Raw genomic sequence first — 21,523 nt, 5'->3', positions numbered from 1 at the left:
CATTTTATAGTGAAACGGCCCCCCGGAATCAATGCGCCCGGTCGGGTAACCAGTCCCCACGATGGGAAAGTGAAAACAACAACAGCTGCAACCATCGTCGCCCGTGAGGCGCCAGCCGTATCCCCACATCGCCGCAGCACATCAAAGGATGTACACCATGACGTCGGTAACCCCGTGCGCCAGTTCTTCCAGCGAGATGAATGACTTCCTCCAGGCCCATCCGGACACGCAGTACGTAGACCTGCTGATCTCCGACATGAATGGCGTGGTACGTGGCAAGCGCATCGAGCGGGCCAGCCTGCACAAGGTGTACGAGAAGGGCATCAACCTGCCCGCATCGCTGTTCGCCCTTGATATCAACGGTTCCACTGTCGAAAGCACCGGCCTTGGCCTGGACATCGGCGACGCCGACCGTATCTGTTTCCCGATCCCCGGCACGCTGTCGGACGAGCCGTGGCAGAAGCGCCCCACCGCCCAGCTGCTGATGACCATGCACGAACTGGATGGCCAGCCGTTCTTCGCCGACCCGCGTGAAGTGTTGCGCCAGGTGGTGAGCAAGTTCGACGACCTGGGCCTGGATATTTGCGCCGCGTTCGAACTGGAGTTCTACCTGATCGACCAGGACAACCTCAACGGCCGCCCGCAGCCGCCGCGCTCGCCGATCTCCGGCAAGCGCCCGCATTCAACCCAGGTGTACCTGATCGACGACCTCGACGAGTACGCCGACTGCTTGCAGGACATGCTCGAAGCGGCCAAGGAACAGGGCCTGCCCGCCGACGCCATCGTCAAGGAAAGCGCACCGGCGCAGTTCGAGGTCAACTTGCACCACGTGGCTGATCCGCTGAAGGCCTGCGACTATGCGATCCTGCTCAAGCGCCTGATCAAGAACATCGCCTACGACCATGAAATGGACACCACCTTCATGGCCAAGCCCTACCCGGGCCAGGCAGGCAACGGCCTGCATGTGCACATTTCATTGCTGGACAAGAAAACCGGCAAGAACATCTTCGCCAGTGACGATCCTCTGCAAAGCGATACGCTGCGCCACGCCATCGGTGGCGTGCTGGAAACCATGCCGGCGTCGATGGCCTTCCTTTGCCCCAACATCAACTCCTATCGCCGCTTCGGCGCGCAGTTCTACGTGCCCAATGCGCCGAGCTGGGGCCTGGACAACCGCACCGTGGCCGTACGCGTGCCCACCGACAGCAGCGACAATGTGCGCCTTGAACACCGTGTAGCAGGCGCCGATGCCAACCCGTACCTGATGCTCGCAGCGATTCTTGCCGGGGTTCACCACGGCCTGACCAACAAGGTCGAGCCTGAGGCGCCGATCGAAGGCAACTCCTACGAACAGCTGGAGCAAAGCCTGCCGAACAACCTGCGCGATGCCCTTCGCGCGCTGGATGACAGCGAAGTCCTCAACCAATACATCAGCCCGGACTACATCGATATCTTCGTGGCCTGCAAGGAAAGCGAACTGGCCGAGTTCGAAGTGTCGATTTCCGACCTCGAGTACAACTGGTACCTGCACACGGTGTAAGCCCATGAGCGCAAATGCGGTCCCCTTGATCGGTGTCAGCGCCTGCCGCCAGCAGGTAGGGAAGAACTCATCGCACACGGTCGGCGACAAATATGTCGAGGCGGCCGGCTTTGCCGGCTTGCCGCTGATCTTGCCGGCCCGTGATGGCGGCAGCGACACCCAAGCGCTGTTGGCTCGCCTGCATGGCATTGTTTTTACCGGCTCGCCTTCAAATATCGAGCCGCATCATTACAATGGCGCCCCCAGTGTGGCGGGTACCCGGCATGATCTGGCGCGTGATCGCCTGACCCTGCCGCTGTTGCAGGCAGCCATTGCCGCCGGTGTGCCCGTATTCTGCATCTGCCGTGGCTACCAGGAACTGAACGTAGCTCTTGGCGGCAGCCTGCACCAGCGTGTGCAGGAACTGCCTGGCTACCTTGACCACCGCGAACCTGAGGACGCCCCCCTGGCGGTGCAATACAGCCCTCGTCACTCGGTCAGTATCGAGCCTGGCGGGTTGTTCGAGCGCCTGGGCCTGGCGGCGCAGTTCGAGGTCAATTCGCTGCACAGTCAGGGCATCGACCGTCTGGCCCCTGGCCTGCGCGTTGAGGCGCGGGCCCCGGATGGCCTGATCGAGGCGGTGTCCATGCCGGCGGCGCCGGGCTTTGTGCTCGGCGTGCAGTGGCACCCGGAATGGCGCTTCAACGAAAACCCGGTCTCGCTGCGTCTGTTTCAGGCGTTTCGCGAGGCCTGCATTGCCTACGCAGTACGGGAGGGCTCACGGCAGGAATGATTCTGACGTCAGCCGAAGGTCTCGGATGACTCGTCCCCGATAGCAAGCTTTCAATGAGTGAAAGCGAGCCTTGTACTCAAGGCTTGTGAAAACAATTCCAAAATCTACGGCAAATACTCATGAGCAATTACACAGAAGCCGGTCGCCCACCCGATGTGGCGGCCGACGCGGGCAGCACTCAGCGCAGCAAAGGCCTGGCCAAGGGCCGCTTGGGCCTGCTGGCCAGCGTGGTGCTGGGCATTTCCACCATCGCCCCGGTCTATACCCTGACCGGCGCCCTTGGCCCTACCGTGCGAGAGGTGGGTGCCCACCTGCCTGCCGTGTTCATCGTGGGCTTCCTGCCGATGCTGCTGGTGGCGCTGGGCTATCGCGAGCTGAACTCGGCGGAGCCTGACAGCGGTACTTCGTTTACCTGGTCGGCGCGTGCATTCGGCCCCATGATCGGCTGGATCGGCGGCTGGGGACTGGTGGTTGCCACCACGATCGTGCTGTCGAACCTGGCAGGGGTGGCGGTGGACTTCTTCTACCTGTTCCTTGGGCAGATCACCGGCAAGCACGAACTGGCGGCGTTGGCCGACAACCTGTTGATCAACATCATTACCTGTTGCGTGTTCATTGGCTTGGCAGTGTGGATCTGCTGTCGGGGTATCGCCACTACAATGACTGTGCAGTACGGCTTGGTGGCCCTGCAGTTGCTGGTGTTGGTCGGCTTTGCTTTCGCCGCGTTCGGCGGCACCACCGCGCCGCCACCGCTGGCGTTCGATTTCGCCTGGTTCAACCCCTTCGGTGTCGAGTCGTTTTCGGCCTTTGCCGCTGGCCTGTCATTGTCGATCTTCATCTTCTGGGGCTGGGACACTTGCCTGACCGTCAGTGAAGAATCGGTGGGCAGCGAAGAGGTGCCGGGCAAGGCCGCTACCTGGACCGTGATGTTGATTCTCGGCCTGTACCTGTTCACCGCCATCGCGACCCTGCAGTTCGCCGGTATCAGCGAGACGGGTCTTGGCCTGAACAACCCGCGCATCCAGGAGAACGTTTTTGCCCACCTGGCCGGCCCGGTCATGGGGCCGCTGGCGATTCTGATGTCCATCGCCGTGCTGGCCAGTACGGCGGCGTCGCTGCAGTCCACCTTCGTGGCGCCGGCGCGCACCCTGTTGGCCATGGGTTATTACGGTGCGGTACCGCAGAAGTTCGCCAGCGTATGTCCACGCTCGCAAACGCCACGCTATGCCACCATCTGTGCTGGCGTGGCCGCAGGCCTGTTCTACGTGACCATGCGTACGCTGAGCGAGAACGTACTGGCAGACACCATCACTGCGCTGGGCATGATGATCTGCTTCTATTATTCGCTGACCGCGTTTGCCTGCGTCTGGTATTTCCGCGACAGCCTGTTCGACAGCCTGCGCCACTTCATCATGCGCGGCCTGTGCCCGCTGGTGGGCGGGGTGATCTTGTCGGTGATCTTCGTGCGTACCGCCATCGACAGCGCCTCGCCGGACTTCGGCAGCGGCTCGCATGTGGGTGGGGTGGGGCTGGTGTTCGTGATTGCCGCGATCATCTCGGTGCTTGGTGTCGGGCTGATGATCCTGTCGCGCATGCGTGCGCCGGCGTACTTCCTCGGGGCTACCCTGCGGCAGCAGGCTACCTTGCCTCTGCAGGAATAAATCATTGGGGCCGCTTTGCGGCCCTTCGCGGGCATGCGCGCTCCCACAGGTACGGCACAAGCCTCAAGTCAGTGATTAACCCGTGGGAGCGGGCGTGCCCGCGAAGGGCTGCAATGCAGCCCCCATCGATCTTTAGCCGATCATTTGCTTCAGCAGCGCCGCATGACGCTGCTGCTGCTTCTTCAACAGCAGCCGATTCGAGCGGAACACCGCTTTCAAGTCTGCCAGCGCCGCGTCGAAATCATCATTGATGATCACGTAGTCATACTCGTCGTAGTGCACCATCTCGCTGACCGCTTCCTTCATGCGCCCGGCGATGATCTCTTCGCTGTCCTGCCCGCGTCCGTCCAGGCGCTGGCGAAGCGCCTCCTGGCTTGGAGGCAGGATGAACACCGACAGCGCCTGCGGCATCAGCCTGCGCACTTGCTGGGCACCTTGCCAGTCGATTTCCAGGATCAGGTCGTAGCCCTGGTCCAGGGTCTGCTGCAGCGCGCTGCGCGAAGTACCGTAGAAGTTGCCGAACACTTCGGCATGCTCCAGAAAGTCACCTTGCGCGATGAGCGCCTTGAATTCCTCGTGGACGACGAAGTGATAGTTCACCCCGTGCTGCTCGCCCGGGCGCATGGCGCGGGTAGTGTGCGAGACCGAGACGCGGATCTGCTGGTCGTCCTTGGTCAGGGCGGTGACCAGGCTGGTCTTGCCGGCGCCCGAAGGGGCCGAAACGATGTAGAGGGTGCCGCTGCTGTGGTTCATGGTCGGGGTGGCCTTACTCGATGTTCTGTACTTGTTCACGCATCTGTTCGATCAATACCTTCAGGTTGACCGCCGCTTGCGTGCTGCGTGGGTCGAAGGCCTTGGAGCCGAGAGTGTTGGCCTCGCGGTTGAGTTCCTGCATCAGGAAGTCCAGGCGCCGGCCAGCGGCACCGCCACCCTTGAGCACCCGGCGTACTTCGGTGACGTGGGTGCTGAGGCGGTCGAGCTCCTCTGCCACGTCGCTTTTCTGGGCCAGCAGGACCATCTCCTGCTCCAGGCGCTGCGGGTCGAGCTCGGCTTGCATGTCGCCGAAGCGGTCGAGAATCTTCTGCCGCTGCGCCGCCAGCATCTGCGGCACCAGGGCGCGCAGGGTAGAGACTTCGCTGGCCATGTTGTCCAGGCGTTCGTTGATCAGCCGGGCCAGTTCCAGGCCTTCGCGCTGGCGCCCGGCCTTGAGTTCGGCCAGGGCTTCGTCGAACAGCGCCATGGCTTCGGCATTCAGTGCCTGTGGGTCGCTGGTGTCGGCCACCAGTACGCCTGGCCATGACAGCACTTCAAGCGGGTTCAAGGGGGCCGGCTGCTTGATCAGGCTGGCCACTTCCTCGGCGGCGGCAACCAGTTGCGCGGCGCGCTCATGGTCCACCTTCAGCGGTTTGCCGTTGCTGTCTTCGTTGAGGCGCAAGGTGCATTCCACCTTGCCGCGTGACAGGCCCTGGCGCAGGCCTTCACGTACGCCGCCTTCGAGGTCGCGCAGGGCCTCGGGCAGGCGCAGGTGCGGCTCCAGGTAACGGTGGTTGACCGAGCGCAGCTCCCATACCAGGGTGCCTTGGCTGCCGGCGCGCTCGACACGAGCAAAAGCGGTCATGCTGTGCACCATGGGGAGTACCTCGCGTAGATGAATGAACGGTGGGAGCCTCTCGGCTGCAAGGCGCAGGATTGTAGCGCAGTGTCGCCGTGGCGCCCAATCCACCTATGTTACCGACGGGTGGCTACTGGGGTAGGAAAAGGCGACGGGCTGTGCCGGGCGCGACAATAGGCATGTCTTCCCTGGGCTACGGGCTCTATAATGCTCGGCAGATTCAAAGTCCCAGTACAGGTATCCCAGATGAAACGTCCAAGTGGTCGCGTTGCCGATCAGCTCCGCTCGATCCGCATCACCCGCAACTACACCAAGCACGCCGAAGGGTCGGTACTGGTCGAGTTCGGTGACACCAAAGTCATCTGCACGGTCAGCGTTGAAAACGGTGTACCGCGCTTCCTCAAAGGCCAGGGCCAAGGCTGGCTGACCGCCGAGTACGGCATGCTGCCGCGCTCAACCGGCGAACGTAACCAGCGTGAAGCCAGCCGTGGCAAGCAGGGTGGCCGCACCCTGGAAATCCAGCGCCTGATCGGCCGTTCGCTGCGCGCCGCGCTGGACATGAGCAAGCTCGGTGACATCACCCTTTACGTCGATTGCGACGTGATCCAGGCCGATGGCGGTACCCGCACCGCGTCCATTACCGGCGCCATGGTCGCCTTGTGCGACGCTTTGGCAGTGATCAAGAAGCGCGGCGGCCTCAAGGGCGGCAACCCGCTCAAGCACATGATCGCAGCCGTATCTGTCGGCATGTACCAGGGCGAAGCGGTGCTGGACCTCGACTACCTGGAAGACTCCGCAGCCGAAACCGACCTGAATGTGGTCATGACCAGCGCCGGTGGCTTCATCGAAGTGCAGGGTACTGCCGAAGGCGCACCGTTCCAGCCGGAAGATTTCAACGCCATGCTCGCTCTGGCGCAGAAGGGCATGGACGAGATCTTCGAGCTGCAGCAGGCGGCACTGGCTGACTGAAGCCAGCCCAGGAGGTGCGGGGCATGAGCGATTCGAACCTGTCGGTCCCCCCGCCCAATGCCGAAGTGCGGCAATGGGCGATGCTCTGCCACCTCTCCGCGCTTCTGGGCCTGGTAGTGCCGCTTGGCCACCTGCTGGGCCCGCTGGTGCTATGGCACCTCAAGCGCGAGCAAGACCCTTTTATCGACGCCCAGGGCAAAGAGGCGCTGAACTTTCAGATCAGCGTGACCATTGCAGGGCTCATCTGCTTCCTGCTGATGTTCGTGGTCATCGGGCTGGTGCTGTTTGCCATGCTCGCAGTGGCCGTGATGATCCTGATCATCATCGCGGCGGTGCGGGCGAATGAGGGCAAGCCTTATCGCTACCCGATGATCTGGCGGCCGATCAAATAACCATTGGGGCCGCAATGCAGCCCCAATGGTCTTTTAGATGGTCAGCGTCCAGTCATAGTCGACGATCAGCGGCGCATGCTGGGAGAAGCGTGGCTGACGCGGCAGGCGGGCGTTGCGCACGAAGCGGCGCAGGCCTGGAGTGAGGATCTGGTAGTCGAACCGATACCCCAGGTTGAGCATCTCGGCCTGCTCGTTGTCCGGCCACCAGCTGTACTGGTCACCTTCACGGCTGACTTCGCGCAAGGCATCGACATACCCCATCTCGCCAGTGATTGCATCCATCCAGGCGCGTTCTGGCGCCAGGAAGCCCGGCGACTGCTGGCTGTCACGCCAGTTCTTGATGTCGAGCTTCTGCTGCGCCACGTAGAACGAGCCGCAATAGATGTATTCGCGACGCTTGCGACGCTGCTTGTCCAGGTACTTGGCGAAGTCGTCCATCAACTTGAACTTCTGGTTCAAGTCTTCGTCGCCGTTCATGCCCGAAGGCAGCAGCAGGCTGGCAATACTGACTTTGTCGAAATCTGCTTGCAGGTAACGCCCGTAGCGGTCGGCTGTCTCGAAGCCCAGGCCGGTGATGACTGCCTTGGGCTGCATGCGCGAGTAAAGGGCCACACCACCTTGGGCAGGCACCTCCGCGTCGCAGGCATAAAGGAAATAGCCATCGAGCTGGAAAGCTGGGTCGTCGAGTTCAAAGGCCGAGGCGCGGGTATCCTGAAGGCAGATGACGTCGGCATTCTGGGCTTGCAGCCAGCTGAGCAAACCACGCTCGGCCGCAGCCTGAATGCCATTTACGTTCACACTGATGATCCGCATAAATGGCCCCATAAATCTCGTGCGTGTATGATACCCGAGCTCAACCCATTTAGCTAAATCCGTGGTGTCCGGGACTATTCATGCAGCCGTATCAGCGCGACTTTATCCGTTTTGCCATCGATCGCGGGGTACTGCGTTTCGGTGAATTCACCCTGAAATCGGGGCGTACCAGCCCGTATTTCTTCAATGCCGGCTTGTTCAACACCGGCTCCGCACTGGCTGAGCTGGGGCGTTGCTACGCCGCCGCCATCGTCGACAGCAAGATCCCGTTCGATGTGCTGTTCGGCCCGGCCTACAAGGGTATCCCTTTGGCGGCGACTACCGCCGTAGCCCTTGCCGATCAGCATCAGCTCGACGTGCCATGGTGCTTCAACCGCAAGGAAGCCAAGGACCATGGCGAAGGTGGCAGCCTGGTCGGCGCGCCGCTGGCCGGTGACGTGCTGATCATCGACGACGTGATTACTGCCGGTACCGCCATTCGCGAGGTCATGCAGATCATTAACGCCCAGCAGGCCAAGGCCGCCGGTGTACTGATCGCGCTGAACCGTGAAGAGCGTGGCAATGGCGAACTGTCGGCGATCCAGGAAGTGGAACGCGACTTCGGTATCCCGGTGGTCAGCATCGTTTCGCTGACCCAGGTGCTGGAGTTCCTGGCTGATGACCCAGAGCTGAAACAGCATCTGCCGGCTGTAGAGGCCTATCGGGCGCAGTACGGGATTTGATCCTGGCCTGGAAATGAAAAAGGCGACCTTCACATGAAGGTCGCCTTTTTTGTGTCACCTGTTCCGGCCCTTTCGCGGGTGAACCCGCTCCCACCGGATCTCCACAGCCCTCAAAGGCGGTGCTATCCCCTGTGGGAGCGGGTTTACCCGCGAAGAGGCCGGTGCAGGCTAGCCAATCACTCAGCGTGGCTTGCGGTTGGTAATCAGGGTGCCCACGCCGCTGTCGGTGAAAATCTCCAGCAGCACCGCATTCGGCACGCGGCCATCGATGATGTGCGAGCTGTTCACGCCGCCCTGCACCGCATCCAGCGCGCACTTGATCTTCGGCAGCATGCCGCCATAGATGGTGCCGTCAGCGATCAGTTCGTTGACCTGCTCGGTGGTCAGGCCAGTCAGCACCTGGCCCTGCTTGTCCATCAGGCCGGCGATGTTGGTCAGCAGCATCAGCTTCTCGGCTTTCAACGCCTCGGCCACCTTGCCTGCCACCAGGTCGGCGTTGATGTTGTACGACTCACCATTGGCGCCCACGCCGATCGGCGCGATCACTGGAATGAAATCGCCCTTCACCAGCATGTTCAGCAGGTCGGTGTTCACGCTCACCACTTCGCCCACGTGGCCGATGTCGATAATTTCCGGAGTGGTCATCTCGGGCGTCTGGCGGCTGACAGTCAGCTTGCGGGCGCGAATCAGCTCCGCGTCCTTGCCGGTCAGGCCGATGGCGCTGCCGCCGTGGCGGTTGATCAGGTTGACGATGTCTTTGTTGACCTGGCCGCCCAGCACCATCTCGACAACGTCCATTGTCGCCGAATCGGTGACGCGCATGCCGTCGATGAAGTGGCTTTCGATCGACAGGCGCTTGAGCAGGTCACCGATCTGCGGGCCACCGCCGTGGACCACCACCGGGTTGATGCCCACAGCCTTCATCAGCACGATGTCACGGGCGAAGCCCGTCTTGAGCTCCTCGCTCTCCATCGCGTTGCCGCCGTACTTGATCACCAGGGTCTTGCCGACAAAGCGGCGAATGTAAGGCAGTGCTTCGGACAAAACCTCGGCTACATGGGAAGCGGCATCGCGATCGAGGGTCATGCAGGGCTCCTGTAAGGAACAGATAGTCGGTCAGAACGGCAGTTGCAGCTCAGGCTCTACCCGCAGCAACTGGGTGCGGAAAACATCCTTGATACGTTGTAACTCGGCGTCGCTGTCGGCCTCGAAACGCAGCACCAGCACCGGCGTGGTGTTGGATGCACGAACCAGGCCCCAGCCGTGGGCGTAGTCGACCCGCACACCGTCGATGGTGGTCAGGTTGGCTTCGCCCCAGTCGGCATCGCGTTGCAGTGCATCAATGATGCTGAATTTACCCTCGTCGGTCACATCAATATTGATTTCCGGCGTGGAAATATCGTTCGGGAAGGCGGCAAACAGGTTTTCGGCGCTCTGCTCGGTCTTGCTGAGGATCTCCAGCAGGCGCGCTGCGCTGTAGATGCCGTCGTCAAAACCGTACCAGCGTTCCTTGATGAAGATGTGACCGCTCATCTCGCCTGCCAGAAGCGAACCGGTCTGCTTCATCTTTTTCTTGATCAGCGAATGGCCGGTTTTCCACATCAAGGCGCGGCCACCGTGCTGTTCGATCAGCGGGGTCAGACGGCGGGTGCATTTGACGTCGAAGATGATCTCGGCGCCCGGGTTGCGCGACAGCACATCCTGGGCAAACAGCATCAGCAGGCGGTCGGGGTAGACGATGCTGCCGGTGTTGGTTACCACGCCGACGCGGTCGCCGTCACCGTCGAAGGCCAGGCCGATATCGGCACCGGTTTTCTTGACCTTGGCGATCAGGTCTTCGAGGTTCTCTGGCTTGCCCGGGTCCGGGTGGTGGTTGGGGAAGTTGCCGTCGACCTCGCAGAACAGCGGGATCACCTCGCAGCCCAGGGCTTCGATCAATTGCGGTGCAATCACACCGGCGGCGCCGTTGCCGCAGTCCACCACCACCTTGAGCTTTTTCGCCAGCTTCACGTCGCCGACGATCTGCTGGAAGTAGCGGTCGAGGATCTCGACCTTTTCCACGCGGCCCTGGGCCAGCGTCAGGTCGTTGGTTTTCAGGCGGGTCAGCAGGGCCTGGATCTGTTCGTTGGCCAGGGTGTCACCGGCGATGACGATCTTGAAGCCGTTGTAGTCCGACGGGTTATGGCTGCCGGTCAGCATCACACCAGACTTGCCGGCCAGCACGTTGGCGGCGTAGTACAGCGCCGGGGTGGGCACCAGGCCGACGTCGCTGACATGGCAGCCCGCATCGACCAGGCCTTTGATCAGCTGTTCCACCAGCATCGGGCCTGACAGGCGGCCATCGCGCCCTACCGAAACCTGCGGTTCGCCCTGGGCCAGGCTTTGCGCGCCGATGGCGCGGCCGATCCAGTAGGCGGTTTCGGCGTGAAGGGTCTTGCCGACCACGCCGCGTATGTCATAAGCGCGGAAAATGCTGTCGGGCAATGCGGCGGGGACCAGGTGGGCCATGTCGTTCATCTCTGGAAACTCCATTAGTCAAAGGCTTTCTGGGCAGGCGCAAACTGAACGCTTGGACGGTGGTTTCGCCAGAGAGTTCGCCATCCTTGGCCCGAACGGTCATTTGCCGGCTCAGTGGCTGCCGGAGTGACCGAAGCCGCCAGCGCCACGCTGGCTTTCGTCGAACGCTTCGACGATGTCGAAGTGAGCCTGTACCACCGGTACCAGCACCAGCTGGGCGATGCGCTCGCCAACCGCGATGGTGAACGGCGTGTTGCCGCGGTTCCAGCACGACACCATCAGCTCGCCCTGGTAGTCCGAATCGATCAGGCCGACCAGGTTGCCCAGCACGATGCCGTGCTTATGGCCCAGGCCCGAGCGCGGCAGGATGACTGCCGCCAGGCCCGGGTCGCCGATGTAAATCGACAGGCCGGTAGGAATCAGAATGGTCTGGCCCGGTTCGAGGATGGTGTCTTCCTTGAGCAGGGCGCGCAGGTCGAGGCCGGCGGAGCCGGGGGTGGCGTACGCGGGTAGCGGGAATTCGCTGCCCAGGCGTGGGTCGAGGATCTTGGCTTGAAGAGCGTGCATGTAACTTATTGAACCTGGTTGAGCCGTTCGGCGATGAAGGCGACCAGTTGCCGGGCGATCTTGCCCTTGCTGGTCTGCGCGAAGAGAGTCTGGTGCTGCTGGCGGTCGATCACGGTCAAGGCGTTTTCTTCGCTGTTGAAGCCGATGCTGGGGTTGGCCACATCATTGGCGACGATCAGGTCGAGGTTCTTGTCCTTGAGCTTGCGCGTGGCGTAATCGAGCAGGTGCTCGGTTTCGGCGGCAAAGCCGACGCTGAACGGGCGGTCGGCGCGGCCAGCAATGGTGGCAAGGATATCGGGATTACGCACCATCTGCAGCAGCATGCCGTCGCCGGTCGTAGGATCTTTCTTCAGTTTTTGTGTGGCAACCACTTCGGGGCGGTAGTCCGCAACTGCTGCCGAGGCAATGAACAGGTCGCACGGCATGGCCGCTTCACAGGCCGCGAGCATGTCCCGCGCGCTGACGACGTCGATACGGCTGACCCGGTCAGGGGTTGGCAAGTGCACGGGGCCCGTGACGAGGGTCACCCGAGCCCCTGCTTCGGCGGCCGCTTCGGCCAGGGCGAAGCCCATCTTGCCGGAGCTATGATTGGTGATGTAGCGCACCGGGTCGATGTTTTCCTGGGTCGGCCCGGCGGTTATCAGCACGTGCTTGCCGGTCAGTGCCTGGCGCTTGAAGCTTTCCGCTGCGCACCAGGCCAGGTCGGTGGCTTCGAGCATGCGCCCCAGGCCGACGTCGCCACAGGCCTGGCTGCCGGATGCCGGGCCGAACACCTGAATGCCACGGCTTTTAAGCAGCTCGAGGTTGGCCTGGGTGGCCGGGTCACGCCACATGGCCTGGTTCATCGCCGGTGCCACCGCGACGGTGGCGTCAGTGGCCAGCACCAGCGTGGTCAGCAGGTCGTCTGCCATGCCCTGGGCCATGCGTGCCATGAGGTCGGCGGTGGCTGGCGCGATCAGCACCAGGTCCGCCCACTTGGCCAGTTCGATATGGCCCATGGCTGCTTCGGCGGCCGGGTCGAGCAGGTCCATGTGAACCGGGTGGCCCGACAGCGCCTGCAGGGTCAGCGGGGTGATGAATTCGGCACCACCGCGGGTCATGACGACGCGCACCTGCGCGCCGTGCTCCAGGAGACGGCGAATCAGCTCGGCGCTTTTGTAGGCGGCAATGCCGCCACCCACGCCGAGAACGATGCGCTTGCGATACAGCCGCTGCATAGGCTTGCCTTTTTCCAGTGAGAGCGGGCGACGACGTTTGAAATGCCTGCGGCGGAACGTCGCATGTACGAGGCGAAATAGATTAACACACGGCCGAAAAGGGCCGCAGCAAAGGCAGAGGGGCGGGATGAATATCAGGGAGTGGCCGGCGGAAGAACGGCCGAGGGAGAAGTTGTTGCAGCGTGGGGCAGGGAGCCTGACAGATGCGGAGCTGCTGGCCGTTTTTCTCGGCTCAGGCGTACGTGGGCGTAATGTCGTGGAGCTTTCGCGAGGCTTGTTGGTGAAGTTCGGAAGCTTGCGCCGGTTGCTGGAGGCCGACCGCGAGGCCTTCGTCGGCGAGCTTGGGTTGGGCCCGGTGAGGTACAGCCAACTGCAGGCACTGCTTGAGATTGGCCGCAGGCACCTTGCAACGTCGATTGAGCGGGAGTCTGCCATGGACAGCCCGGCAGCGGTGCGACGCTACTTGAAAGCCATGCTCAGGCATGAGGCCAGCGAGGTGTTCGGGTGTCTGTTTCTCGATACCAAGCACCGGCCACTGGCATTTGAGATCCTGTTCAGGGGCACGATAGATCGGGCGAGTGTCTATCCGAGAGAGGTGGTGCGGCGGGCGTTGGTGCACAACGCTGCGGCATTGATCCTGTGCCACAACCACCCTTCAGGGATCAGTGAACCGAGTCAGGACGATGTGCATTTGACCCTGTCGTTGAAGCGGGGGCTGGCGTTGATCGATGTGCGGGTGCTGGATCACATCATCATTGGTGATGGGGAGCCGTTGTCGATGGTCGAGCATGGGTGGATTGTGGCGTAGGTAGGTCAATGGGGTCAGGGGTAGCAGGCGCCTGTCTTGAGGTTTGTGGTGCCTGGGAGATCGAGCGCCGCCCGCGCGGCGCATCGCGAGCGAAGCTCGCTCCTACATCTGTTTCGGGCAAGTAACGCCTGCGCCAGCGTGCGCGACCGCCTTGTTTGTCCGGCACGATATCGAGGTGGACACCAAGGCGCCGCGCGTCTCTCTACCAGGAATAACTGGCCCGAAACAGATGTAGGAGCGAGCTTCGCTCGCGATGCGCCGCGCGGGCGGCGCTCGATCTCCCAGGCGCCACAAACCTCAAGGCGGGCACCCCAGAACTTACTTGCTCACTGTCACCTTGCTGAAATCCAGCCGCCCGAACGGGCTCACCTGGTACCCCTCGACGCCTTGGCGCAGCAAGGTCGCCGCCGTCGGGTGCGCCAGTGGCACCCACAGCGCCTGCTGCTGGATCAGTGTCTGCGCCTGCTGGTACAGCCGGCTGCGCACGCTCTGGTCGTTGGTGGTGCGCCCGGCGCTGATCAGCTGGTCGAGGCGGCTGTCGCAGAAGCGTGCGAAGTTGGTCCCTGACTCGACCGCCGCACAGGAAAACTGCGGGCTGAGGAAGTTGTCCGGATCGCCGTTGTCACCTGCCCAGCCCATGAACAGCAAGTCATGCTCGCCGGCCTTGGCGCGGCGGATAAGCTCGCCCCATTCGATCACGCGGATTTCAGCCTTGATACCAATCTTCGCCAGGTCGGCTTGCAGCATCTGCGCGCCAAGGCTGGGGTTGGGGTTGAGCAGGCTACCCGAGGGCCGGGTCCAGATGGTGGTACTGAAGCCTTCGGCCAGCCCGGCCTTGGCCAGCAAGGCTTTGGCTTTCTTCAGGTCCAGCGGGTAGCCGGGCAGGTCCTTGGCGTAGCTCCAGGTGTTGGGCGGGTAGGGGCCGTTGGCCGCCACTGCAGAGTCTTCGAACACGGCCTTGAGGTAGGCCTGCTTGTCGAAGGCCAGGTTGATGGCCTGGCGCACTTCCGGCTTGTTCAGGGGTGGGTGCTGGCTGTTGATGGCGACGAAGGCAGTCATGAATGCCGGTGTAGTGGCCACCTTGAGATTGCCGTCCTTGCCCGCTTCGGCAATGTCCAGCGGCTTGGGCGACAAGGCAACCTGGCATTCGCCACGCTTGAGCTTCTGCAGGCGAACGTTGGCATCGGTGGTGATGGCGAAGATCAGCGGGTCGACCGCCGGCTTGCCGGCGAAGTAGTCCGGGTTGGCGCGGTAGCGCACCACGGCGTCTTTCTGGAAACGCTGGAACACGAACGGCCCGGTACCGATCGGTTGGCTGTTCAGCTTCTCCGGCGTGCCGGCTTTCAGCAGTTTGTCGGCGTATTCGGCGGAGTAGATCGAGGCGAAGCCCATGCTCAGGGTGGCCAGGAAGGTGGCGTCCGGGTGGCTGAGGGTGAAGCGCACGGTGTTCGGCGCCGGTGCATCGATCGCCTTGATCAGGCTGCCCAGCTGCAGTGACTGGGCGTGCGGGTAGCCGCCTGGCGCAGTCTTGTGCCAGGCATGGGCCGGGTAGAGCATGCGCTGGAAGCTGAACAGCACATCGTCGGCATTCAGCTTGCGGCTTGGCTTGAAATAGGCGGTGCTGTGAAACTTCACGTCATCGCGCAGGGTGAAGTCATACACCAGGCCGTCGTCCGACACCGTCCAGCTGGTCGCCAGGCTGGGCACCACCTTGCCTTGCGCCGCGTCGAACTCCACCAGGCGGTTCATCAGCACGTCGGCGGTGGCGTTGGTGGTGGTGAGCGAATTGTACTGCACCACGTCGAAGCCTTCGGGGCTGGCCTCGCTGCAAACGCTCAGCGGAGCGGCCTGGGCAACGCCGGCGGCGAACAGGGAGGTGAACAATAAGGAAAGTGCGGCGGCACGCATGGTGGCTCCTTGGCTGTCAGTGGCCCATCTGCCAGTGCAGTCTGGAAAAAGCCTACCCTAGTGCGCCCGCCGGCAAATGACCACACCCTTTTTTGCAAATCTTGCGACGAGCGGTCGACGACTGGCGGGGCCTGCCGCTATGCTGGCCCGGCGCATTCTGGAGTGCGACAATGTGCATCTACTGTTGTTGCAGCCAAGTCTTTCTGGTATAAAGCAGCGCTCTTTTCTAGGGGCTCGGCCTGTCGCATAAGCGGATCCGGTCGATAAGACCTCCAGAATCACGGCGCCCAGGCGCCAAAGACTGAGAGATTAAGCGGCCAACCCATGCCGGGTTGGGCATGTGGTTTTAGAGGGCTGAGTCATGTCGAGAGTCTGTCAAGTTACTGGTAAGGGTCCAGTAACCGGGAACAACATTTCCCACGCAAACAACAAAACCCGTCGTCGTTTCCTGCCGAACCTGCAGCACCACCGTTTCTGGGTTGAATCCGAGAAGCGTTTCGTGCGTCTGCGCGTTTCCGCCAAAGGCATGCGTATCATCGACAAGCGCGGCATCGACGCCGTTCTGGTTGACATCCGTAAAGCTGGCGCCAAGGTTTAAGGGAGAGCATCATGCGTGAATTGATCCGTCTGGTTTCGAGTGCCGGTACCGGCCACTTCTACACCACCGACAAGAACAAGCGCACCACCCCGGACAAAATCGAGATCAAGAAATATGATCCGGTTGTTCGCAAGCACGTGGTGTACAAGGAAGCCAAGATCAAGTAATTGATCGGCGACCTGAAAAAAACCCGCATCCGAAAGGAGGCGGGTTTTTTTATGTCTGCTGCGGGGTCAGTTGAAGTCGAAACCCTGGATCAGTAGGTCGGCGCCGGCCCTGATCTGGATGCGCTCGACGTCGTACTCGCGGGTGGACATCTCGTTGGGGCCAACTACCCGGGGGCGGCCGGTGAGGGTGCGGATGGTGTCTTTGAGCGCTGGCGCGTAAGGGGTGCCGACCAGGTGGGCAAGGGTTCGCAGCACTTCTTCGTTGGTCATGGTGTTCTTCCTGATGAAGTTGGATGGCCCGACATGGGCAGGGCCATCCTCACGCATGCCTGCAGACTGCCTGCGCTACATAGATACTTCTGCGGTTACTTCTGCTCGAACATCACATAGATCTTGCGGCACGGCTCCAGCACTTCCCAGGTGCCTTTGAAGCCGGCGGGGATGACAAACCGATCGCCGGCACGCAAGGTTTTCGACCCGCCGTCCTGGTCGCGCAGCACCGAAACTCCATGGATGATCTCGCAGTATTCGTGCTCGGTGTAATTCACCACCCATTGGCCCACCTCACCTTCCCATACGCCGGCGGCAAACTGCCCGCACGGGCTGGAATAATGGTTGTAGACCGCCTGGTCCGGCTCCCCCTTGAGAATTTTCTCTGCAGCCGGGCGGTAGCGTTCGGCTTCGGTGATGACCTGCGCGAAGTCGATGATGCTGTCAATACTCATGGTTCGGCTCCTGTTGTTGTTTAATAAAATGAACATCAGTAGGCTTTTGAGCCTCCCGTGTCAAATATATTGATAGTTTACACCGGCTGGTTTAGGGTATCGCTTGCCAGTGTGCGCTCGGCGCACGGCCAGAATTCTGACAACGCCTGTGAGTCCTCAGTGCGGCGTTGCACCTAAACAAGAGGAGGAGTTTCGTATGACCACCCTGACCCGTGCGGACTGGGAACAACGTGCCCAGCAACTGAAGATCGAAGGCCGTGCCTTCATCAACGGCGAATACACCGATGCCGCATCCGGTGAAACCTTCGAGTGCCTGAGCCCGGTCGACGGACGCTTCCTGGCCAAGGTTGCCAGCTGCGACCTGGCCGATGCCAACCGCGCTGTGGAAAATGCCCGTGCCACCTTCAACTCCGGCGTGTGGTCGCAGCTGGCCCCCGCCAAGCGCAAGGCCAAGCTGATCCGCTTTGCCGACCTGCTGCGCAAGAACGTCGAAGAGCTGGCACTGCTGGAAACGCTGGATATGGGCAAGCCGATCGGTGACTCCTCCAGTATCGATATCCCGGGGGCGGCCAATGCCATCCACTGGACAGCCGAAGCCATCGACAAGGTCTACGACGAAGTCGCCCCGACCCCGCACGACCAGCTTGGCCTGGTTACCCGCGAAGCAGTGGGCGTGGTCGGTGCCATCGTACCGTGGAACTTCCCGCTGCTGATGGCCTGCTGGAAGCTCGGCCCGGCGCTGGCCACCGGTAACTCGGTCGTGCTCAAGCCGTCCGAAAAATCGCCGCTGACCGCCATCCGCATCGCCCAGCTGGCGATCGAAGCTGGCATCCCGGCTGGCGTGCTGAACGTGCTGCCAGGCTACGGCCACACCGTGGGCAAGGCGCTGGCCCTGCACATGGACGTCGATACCCTGGTGTTCACCGGTTCGACCAAGATCGCCAAGCAGCTGATGGTTTATGCGGGCGAGTCGAACATGAAGCGCATCTGGCTGGAAGCCGGCGGCAAGAGCCCGAACATCGTCTTTGCCGACGCCCCGGACCTGCAGGCTGCCGCCGAGGCTGCTGCCAGCGCCATCGCCTTCAACCAGGGCGAAGTGTGCACCGCAGGCTCCCGCCTGCTGGTCGAGCGTTCGATCAAGGACAAGTTCCTGCCGATGGTGGTAGAGGCCCTGAAAGGCTGGAAACCAGGCAACCCGCTGGATCCACAGACCACTGTCGGTGCTCTGGTCGATACTCAGCAGATGAACACCGTGCTGTCTTACATCGAGGCTGGCCACAAGGATGGTGCCAAGCTGCTGGCCGGCGGCAAGCGCACCCTGGAAGAGACCGGCGGCACCTACGTTGAGCCGACCATCTTCGACGGCGTGACCAACGCCATGCGCATTGCTCAGGAAGAAATCTTCGGCCCGGTGCTGTCGGTGATTGCCTTCGACACCGCCGAAGAGGCCGTGGCCATTGCCAACGACACGCCGTATGGCCTGGCGGCGGGTATCTGGACTTCGGATATTTCCAAAGCCCACAAGACCGCCCGTGCCGTGCGTGCTGGCAGCGTCTGGGTCAACCAGTACGATGGTGGCGACATGACCGCGCCGTTCGGTGGCTTCAAACAGTCGGGTAACGGCCGTGACAAGTCGCTGCACGCGCTGGAGAAATACACTGAGCTGAAGGCGACCTGGATCAAGCTGTAATCCAGTAGGTCCTTTTCGCGGGCAAGCCCGCTCCGGCAGGTCTTCGCGACCGTTGCGGGAGCGGGCTTGCCCGCGAATGGGCCTCTAGAAACATTGGCTGGGAGGCTGCAATGCGTTGGGGTACCTACTTCGCCGTACTGGCATCGGTGCTCAGTGTCGGGCTGGCGCTCGGCGTGAGCATGCCGCTGGTGTCCCTGCGCCTGGAGGCCTGGGGCTACGGCAGCTTCGCCATCGGCGTGATGGCGGCAATGCCGGCGTTGGGTGTGCTGGCAGGGGCCAGCCTGGCCAGCCGCCTGGCAGGCTGGGTTGGCGTGCCTTCGGCGATGCGCCTGTGCCTGTGGGGTGGGGCACTGTCGATTGGCCTGCTCGCGCTGCTGCCGAGTTACCCGTTGTGGCTGCTGCTGCGGCTGATGATCGGCATGTCCCTGACCGTGGTGTTCATCCTCGGCGAAAGCTGGATCAACCAACTGGTGGTCGAACAGTGGCGTGGCCGGTTGGTGGCGCTGTATGGCAGCAGCTACGCCCTGAGCCAACTGGCCGGGCCGTTGGTGCTGGGCTTCCTCGGCTCTGATGACGACTTCGGCTTCTGGGCAGCGACCGGCCTGCTGCTGGCCGCGCCGCTGGTTCTGCTAGGGCGTGGTGGAGCACCGAGCACAGAGGCATGCAGTGTCACCTTTGGCGACCTGTTCGGCTTCTGCCGACGCTTGCCGGTAATTGCCTGGGCCATTGCCCTGTTCGCCTCGTTCGAGGCGATGATCCTCACTTTGCTGCCGGTGTATTGCCTGCAGCAGGGCTTCACCACCGAAATCGCCTTGTTCATGGTAAGTACCGTGGTGGTGGGTGATGCGGTGCTGCAGTTGCCCATCGGCGCGCTGGCCGACCATATGTCGCGACGCACCCTGTTCACTGGCTGTGCGGTGACGCTGCTGGTGTCCAGCCTGGCGATCCCGCTGCTGTTGCACACACCGGTTATCTGGCCACTGTGGGTGTTGTTCGGCGCCAGTGCCGGTGGCTTGTTTACCTTGTCGCTGGTGCTGATCGGTGAGCGCTACCGCGATGATGAGCTGGTGCGGGCCAATGCCCACGTAGCGCAGCTGTGGGGTATTGGCTGTTTGCTCGGGCCGTTGTTGGCGGGTGCGGGGAGCCAGTGGATCAGCGGGCATGCGTTGCTGTTCCTGATGGCGGCCGGGGCTGCGGGGTTGGTGGTATTGACCCGACGGCGCGGAGCCTTTGAGCCGGTTTCTGCCTGATGGTTTTTGGGGCTGCAAGGCCCCTCGGCAATCTCAGCTACAGCATCTTCTCCAAGCCAACCGCCTTGCTGATCCAGGCATTGAGCCGCCGCCAGATCCCACCCGGCTCAGACGTCAGTATGTGCCGTTGGCCATTGTCCTCGGTCGCCCACACCAGTTTGTTACCTATCAGTTTCACCTGATAGCTCAGCGCGGGCGCCATACCCTGCTGGGCCAGCTCGCGGGTGTACTCGGCCAGCTCCGGGCTGTCGACCAGTACCCCAACCTCGGTGTTCCACAACACTGAGCGCGGGTCGAAGTTGAATGAGCCGATGAAGGTCTTGCGCCGATCGAGCACGATCGCTTTGGTGTGCAGGCTCGAATCCGAGCTGCCACGGAAACTCAATCGCCCTGCGCTGGGGTCGCCTGGCTGGCGGCGAAGCTCGTAAAGTTGCACCCCGTGCTCAAGCAAGGCACGACGATAGGGTGCATAGCCGCCATGCACCGCCGGCACGTCGGTGGCTTCCAGCGAGTTGGTCAGCAGCTTCACCGAAACGCCAGCGTCGGCGCGGCCGGTCAGGTACAGCAGCCCCGGTTCGCGCGGCACAAAGTAGGCCGATGCCAGGACCAACTCATGGTGCACGTTAGCCAGGTCCGGTGCCAGTTGCTGGCTCAGCAGTAATTGCGGGTCCGGTTCGTCTTCGGCCAACACCTTGCTGGGTGCATCCCATAGCGCCTGGGCGTGAGCCCAGATCAGCTCGTTGCGCCACACGGCCAGGCGCGGCTGCGACTGGTAGGCCATCAAGCGGTCGTACAGGGCCTTGCGCTGGGTTCTGGCTTCGGCCAACGATACTTCCAGGCGATGGCGGCTGGCACGCAGGTCGTTGGCATCCGGGGCCTGCCAGAGGAAGTCGGTGATCGGCCGGCTGAGGGCACTGTTCCAGTACTGGTCGAAGCTGTGCCCCAGCTGCTCGGCCACCGGGCCCACGCCCAGCAGGTCGATGTCGGTGAAGTTGAGGTTGGGCTCGGCATCGAAATACTCGTCGCCAAGGTTGCGCCCGCCGACGATGGCCATGCTGTTGTCCACCAGGAACAGCTTGTTGTGCATGCGCCGGTGCTGGCGCGACAAGTTGAACAGCCGGCCCAGGGCGCGCGTAACGCCGGTACTGCGCCCTAGATGCAGCGGGTTGAACACGCGGATCTGGATGTTCGGGTGGGCATCGAGGGTGCCCATGATGGTGTCCAGGCCGTCGCTGGTGGTGTCGTCGAGCAGGATGCGCACGCGCACGCCACGGTCGGCGGCGCGCAGCAGTTCATGCACAAGGGCGCGAGTACTGAGGCCATCGTGGACGATGTAGTACTGCAGGTCGATACTCGCCTGAGCGTTGCGGATCAGTTCGGCGCGGGCGCGAAATGCCTCGTTGCTGTTGGGCAGCAGGCGGAAGCCCGAGCGGCCGCCATAGGGCGCGGCCTGGCGCAATACCGAGCGGCCAAAGGCCGAGTCGTTGGCAGGCAGCGCCTGACTGGTTTCGCGGGGCGCACTGATGCTTGTGCAGCCGGCAAGGCCGAGCAACAGCACCAGCAGCAGAGGCAAGGCTCGCTGGAGTCTCAAGGGT

22 protein-coding genes are annotated in these 21,523 nt (G+C 62.4%); 11 read left to right on the top strand and 11 right to left on the bottom strand.

Annotation, left to right across the window (positions count from 1 at the left end; genetic code table 11):
- The first annotated feature begins 157 nt into the window (after nucleotides 1-157).
- The 3 genes from QCL51_RS24675 (at nucleotide 158) to QCL51_RS24665 (ending at nucleotide 3,973) form a co-directional block, all read left to right on the top strand.
- Nucleotides 158-1,540 (top strand): glutamine synthetase family protein, encoded by a 1,383-nt coding sequence (locus QCL51_RS24675; protein WP_021785251.1) that lies wholly within the window; start codon nucleotides 158-160, stop codon nucleotides 1,538-1,540.
- Between the two features lie 4 nt (nucleotides 1,541-1,544).
- Complete coding sequence (locus QCL51_RS24670) at nucleotides 1,545-2,312, top strand: gamma-glutamyl-gamma-aminobutyrate hydrolase family protein (RefSeq protein WP_021785250.1); 768 nt, start codon at nucleotides 1,545-1,547, stop codon at nucleotides 2,310-2,312.
- A gap of 119 nt (nucleotides 2,313-2,431) precedes the next feature.
- Nucleotides 2,432-3,973, top strand: a complete 1,542-nt coding sequence (locus QCL51_RS24665; RefSeq protein ID WP_021785249.1) for an APC family permease — start codon at nucleotides 2,432-2,434, stop codon at nucleotides 3,971-3,973.
- Nucleotides 3,974-4,105: 132 nt separating this feature from the next.
- Here QCL51_RS24665 and gmk read toward each other — a convergent pair whose 3' ends face one another.
- Together gmk and QCL51_RS24655 are read right to left on the bottom strand one after the other, a co-directional pair.
- Nucleotides 4,106-4,726 carry a guanylate kinase gene (gene gmk / locus QCL51_RS24660; RefSeq protein ID WP_021785248.1) on the bottom strand — a complete coding sequence of 207 codons (621 nt, stop codon included), beginning with the start codon at nucleotides 4,724-4,726 and terminating at the stop codon, nucleotides 4,106-4,108.
- A 13-nt stretch (nucleotides 4,727-4,739) separates the two neighbouring features.
- A complete protein-coding gene (locus QCL51_RS24655; RefSeq protein ID WP_275966553.1) occupies nucleotides 4,740-5,603 on the bottom strand; it encodes a YicC/YloC family endoribonuclease in 864 nt (287 codons plus the stop codon).
- A 228-nt stretch (nucleotides 5,604-5,831) separates the two neighbouring features.
- Between QCL51_RS24655 and rph the strand changes: the two genes are divergently transcribed.
- Both rph and QCL51_RS24645 read left to right on the top strand, forming a co-directional pair.
- Nucleotides 5,832-6,554: a ribonuclease PH gene (gene rph, locus QCL51_RS24650; RefSeq protein ID WP_021785246.1), complete on the top strand. Its 723-nt coding sequence runs from the start codon at nucleotides 5,832-5,834 to the stop codon at nucleotides 6,552-6,554.
- Between the two features lie 23 nt (nucleotides 6,555-6,577).
- Nucleotides 6,578-6,946, top strand: a complete 369-nt coding sequence (locus QCL51_RS24645; protein WP_021785245.1) for a DUF4870 domain-containing protein — start codon at nucleotides 6,578-6,580, stop codon at nucleotides 6,944-6,946.
- A 33-nt stretch (nucleotides 6,947-6,979) separates the two neighbouring features.
- On the opposite strand, the gene QCL51_RS24640 is transcribed toward QCL51_RS24645, so the two are convergent.
- Nucleotides 6,980-7,759, bottom strand: a complete 780-nt coding sequence (locus QCL51_RS24640) for an exodeoxyribonuclease III (protein ID WP_003253401.1) — start codon at nucleotides 7,757-7,759, stop codon at nucleotides 6,980-6,982.
- Nucleotides 7,760-7,839: 80 nt separating this feature from the next.
- Between QCL51_RS24640 and pyrE the strand changes: the two genes are divergently transcribed.
- Nucleotides 7,840-8,481 carry an orotate phosphoribosyltransferase gene (gene pyrE, locus QCL51_RS24635; RefSeq protein WP_021785244.1) on the top strand — a complete coding sequence of 214 codons (642 nt, stop codon included), beginning with the start codon at nucleotides 7,840-7,842 and terminating at the stop codon, nucleotides 8,479-8,481.
- A 180-nt stretch (nucleotides 8,482-8,661) separates the two neighbouring features.
- Here pyrE and argB read toward each other — a convergent pair whose 3' ends face one another.
- From argB to coaBC, 4 genes are all read right to left on the bottom strand, one after another.
- Complete coding sequence (gene argB, locus QCL51_RS24630; protein ID WP_004575216.1) at nucleotides 8,662-9,567, bottom strand: acetylglutamate kinase; 906 nt, start codon at nucleotides 9,565-9,567, stop codon at nucleotides 8,662-8,664.
- A 30-nt stretch (nucleotides 9,568-9,597) separates the two neighbouring features.
- Entirely contained in the window at nucleotides 9,598-10,998 is a 1,401-nt protein-coding gene (locus QCL51_RS24625; RefSeq protein WP_021785243.1) for a phosphomannomutase/phosphoglucomutase, read from the bottom strand.
- 111 nt (nucleotides 10,999-11,109) lie between these two features.
- Entirely contained in the window at nucleotides 11,110-11,565 is a 456-nt protein-coding gene (gene dut, locus QCL51_RS24620) for a dUTP diphosphatase (protein WP_021785242.1), read from the bottom strand.
- Between the two features lie 5 nt (nucleotides 11,566-11,570).
- Nucleotides 11,571-12,782, bottom strand: coding sequence for a bifunctional phosphopantothenoylcysteine decarboxylase/phosphopantothenate--cysteine ligase CoaBC (coaBC, locus tag QCL51_RS24615; RefSeq protein WP_003253409.1), 1,212 nt, complete (start codon nucleotides 12,780-12,782; stop codon nucleotides 11,571-11,573).
- A gap of 127 nt (nucleotides 12,783-12,909) precedes the next feature.
- Between coaBC and radC the strand changes: the two genes are divergently transcribed.
- Entirely contained in the window at nucleotides 12,910-13,590 is a 681-nt protein-coding gene (gene radC, locus QCL51_RS24610; protein ID WP_021785241.1) for a DNA repair protein RadC, read from the top strand.
- 318 nt (nucleotides 13,591-13,908) lie between these two features.
- On the opposite strand, the gene QCL51_RS24605 is transcribed toward radC, so the two are convergent.
- Entirely contained in the window at nucleotides 13,909-15,498 is a 1,590-nt protein-coding gene (locus QCL51_RS24605; RefSeq protein ID WP_021785240.1) for an ABC transporter substrate-binding protein, read from the bottom strand.
- Nucleotides 15,499-15,859: 361 nt separating this feature from the next.
- On the opposite strand from QCL51_RS24605, the gene rpmB reads away from it, so the two are divergent.
- Both rpmB and rpmG read left to right on the top strand, forming a co-directional pair.
- Nucleotides 15,860-16,096: a 50S ribosomal protein L28 gene (gene rpmB, locus QCL51_RS24600; RefSeq protein WP_003253504.1), complete on the top strand. Its 237-nt coding sequence runs from the start codon at nucleotides 15,860-15,862 to the stop codon at nucleotides 16,094-16,096.
- An 11-nt stretch (nucleotides 16,097-16,107) separates the two neighbouring features.
- On the top strand, nucleotides 16,108-16,263 hold the full coding sequence (gene rpmG, locus QCL51_RS24595; protein ID WP_003253507.1) for a 50S ribosomal protein L33: 156 nt from the start codon (nucleotides 16,108-16,110) through the stop codon (nucleotides 16,261-16,263).
- A gap of 66 nt (nucleotides 16,264-16,329) precedes the next feature.
- Here rpmG and QCL51_RS24590 read toward each other — a convergent pair whose 3' ends face one another.
- The gene (locus QCL51_RS24590) at nucleotides 16,330-16,533 is read right to left on the bottom strand and encodes a hypothetical protein (protein WP_021785239.1); all 204 of its coding nucleotides are present in this window, start codon (nucleotides 16,531-16,533) and stop codon (nucleotides 16,330-16,332) included.
- Nucleotides 16,534-16,628: 95 nt separating this feature from the next.
- The gene (locus QCL51_RS24585) at nucleotides 16,629-16,988 is read right to left on the bottom strand and encodes a cupin domain-containing protein (RefSeq protein WP_021785238.1); all 360 of its coding nucleotides are present in this window, start codon (nucleotides 16,986-16,988) and stop codon (nucleotides 16,629-16,631) included.
- A gap of 196 nt (nucleotides 16,989-17,184) precedes the next feature.
- On the opposite strand from QCL51_RS24585, the gene QCL51_RS24580 reads away from it, so the two are divergent.
- Nucleotides 17,185-18,678, top strand: coding sequence for an aldehyde dehydrogenase (locus tag QCL51_RS24580; RefSeq protein ID WP_021785237.1), 1,494 nt, complete (start codon nucleotides 17,185-17,187; stop codon nucleotides 18,676-18,678).
- Nucleotides 18,679-18,788: 110 nt separating this feature from the next.
- Nucleotides 18,789-19,928, top strand: coding sequence for an MFS transporter (locus tag QCL51_RS24575; RefSeq protein WP_021785236.1), 1,140 nt, complete (start codon nucleotides 18,789-18,791; stop codon nucleotides 19,926-19,928).
- 37 nt (nucleotides 19,929-19,965) lie between these two features.
- Here QCL51_RS24575 and QCL51_RS24570 read toward each other — a convergent pair whose 3' ends face one another.
- The gene (locus tag QCL51_RS24570) at nucleotides 19,966-21,519 is read right to left on the bottom strand and encodes a phospholipase D family protein (RefSeq protein WP_103443640.1); all 1,554 of its coding nucleotides are present in this window, start codon (nucleotides 21,517-21,519) and stop codon (nucleotides 19,966-19,968) included.
- Nucleotides 21,520-21,523: the final 4 nt, after the last annotated feature.

This window comes from Pseudomonas sp. LTR0 (genome assembly GCF_036630035.1).
Taxonomy (GTDB): domain Bacteria; phylum Pseudomonadota; class Gammaproteobacteria; order Pseudomonadales; family Pseudomonadaceae; genus Aquipseudomonas; species Aquipseudomonas putida_Y.
This window is presented reverse-complemented; position numbering and strand designations above follow the sequence as displayed.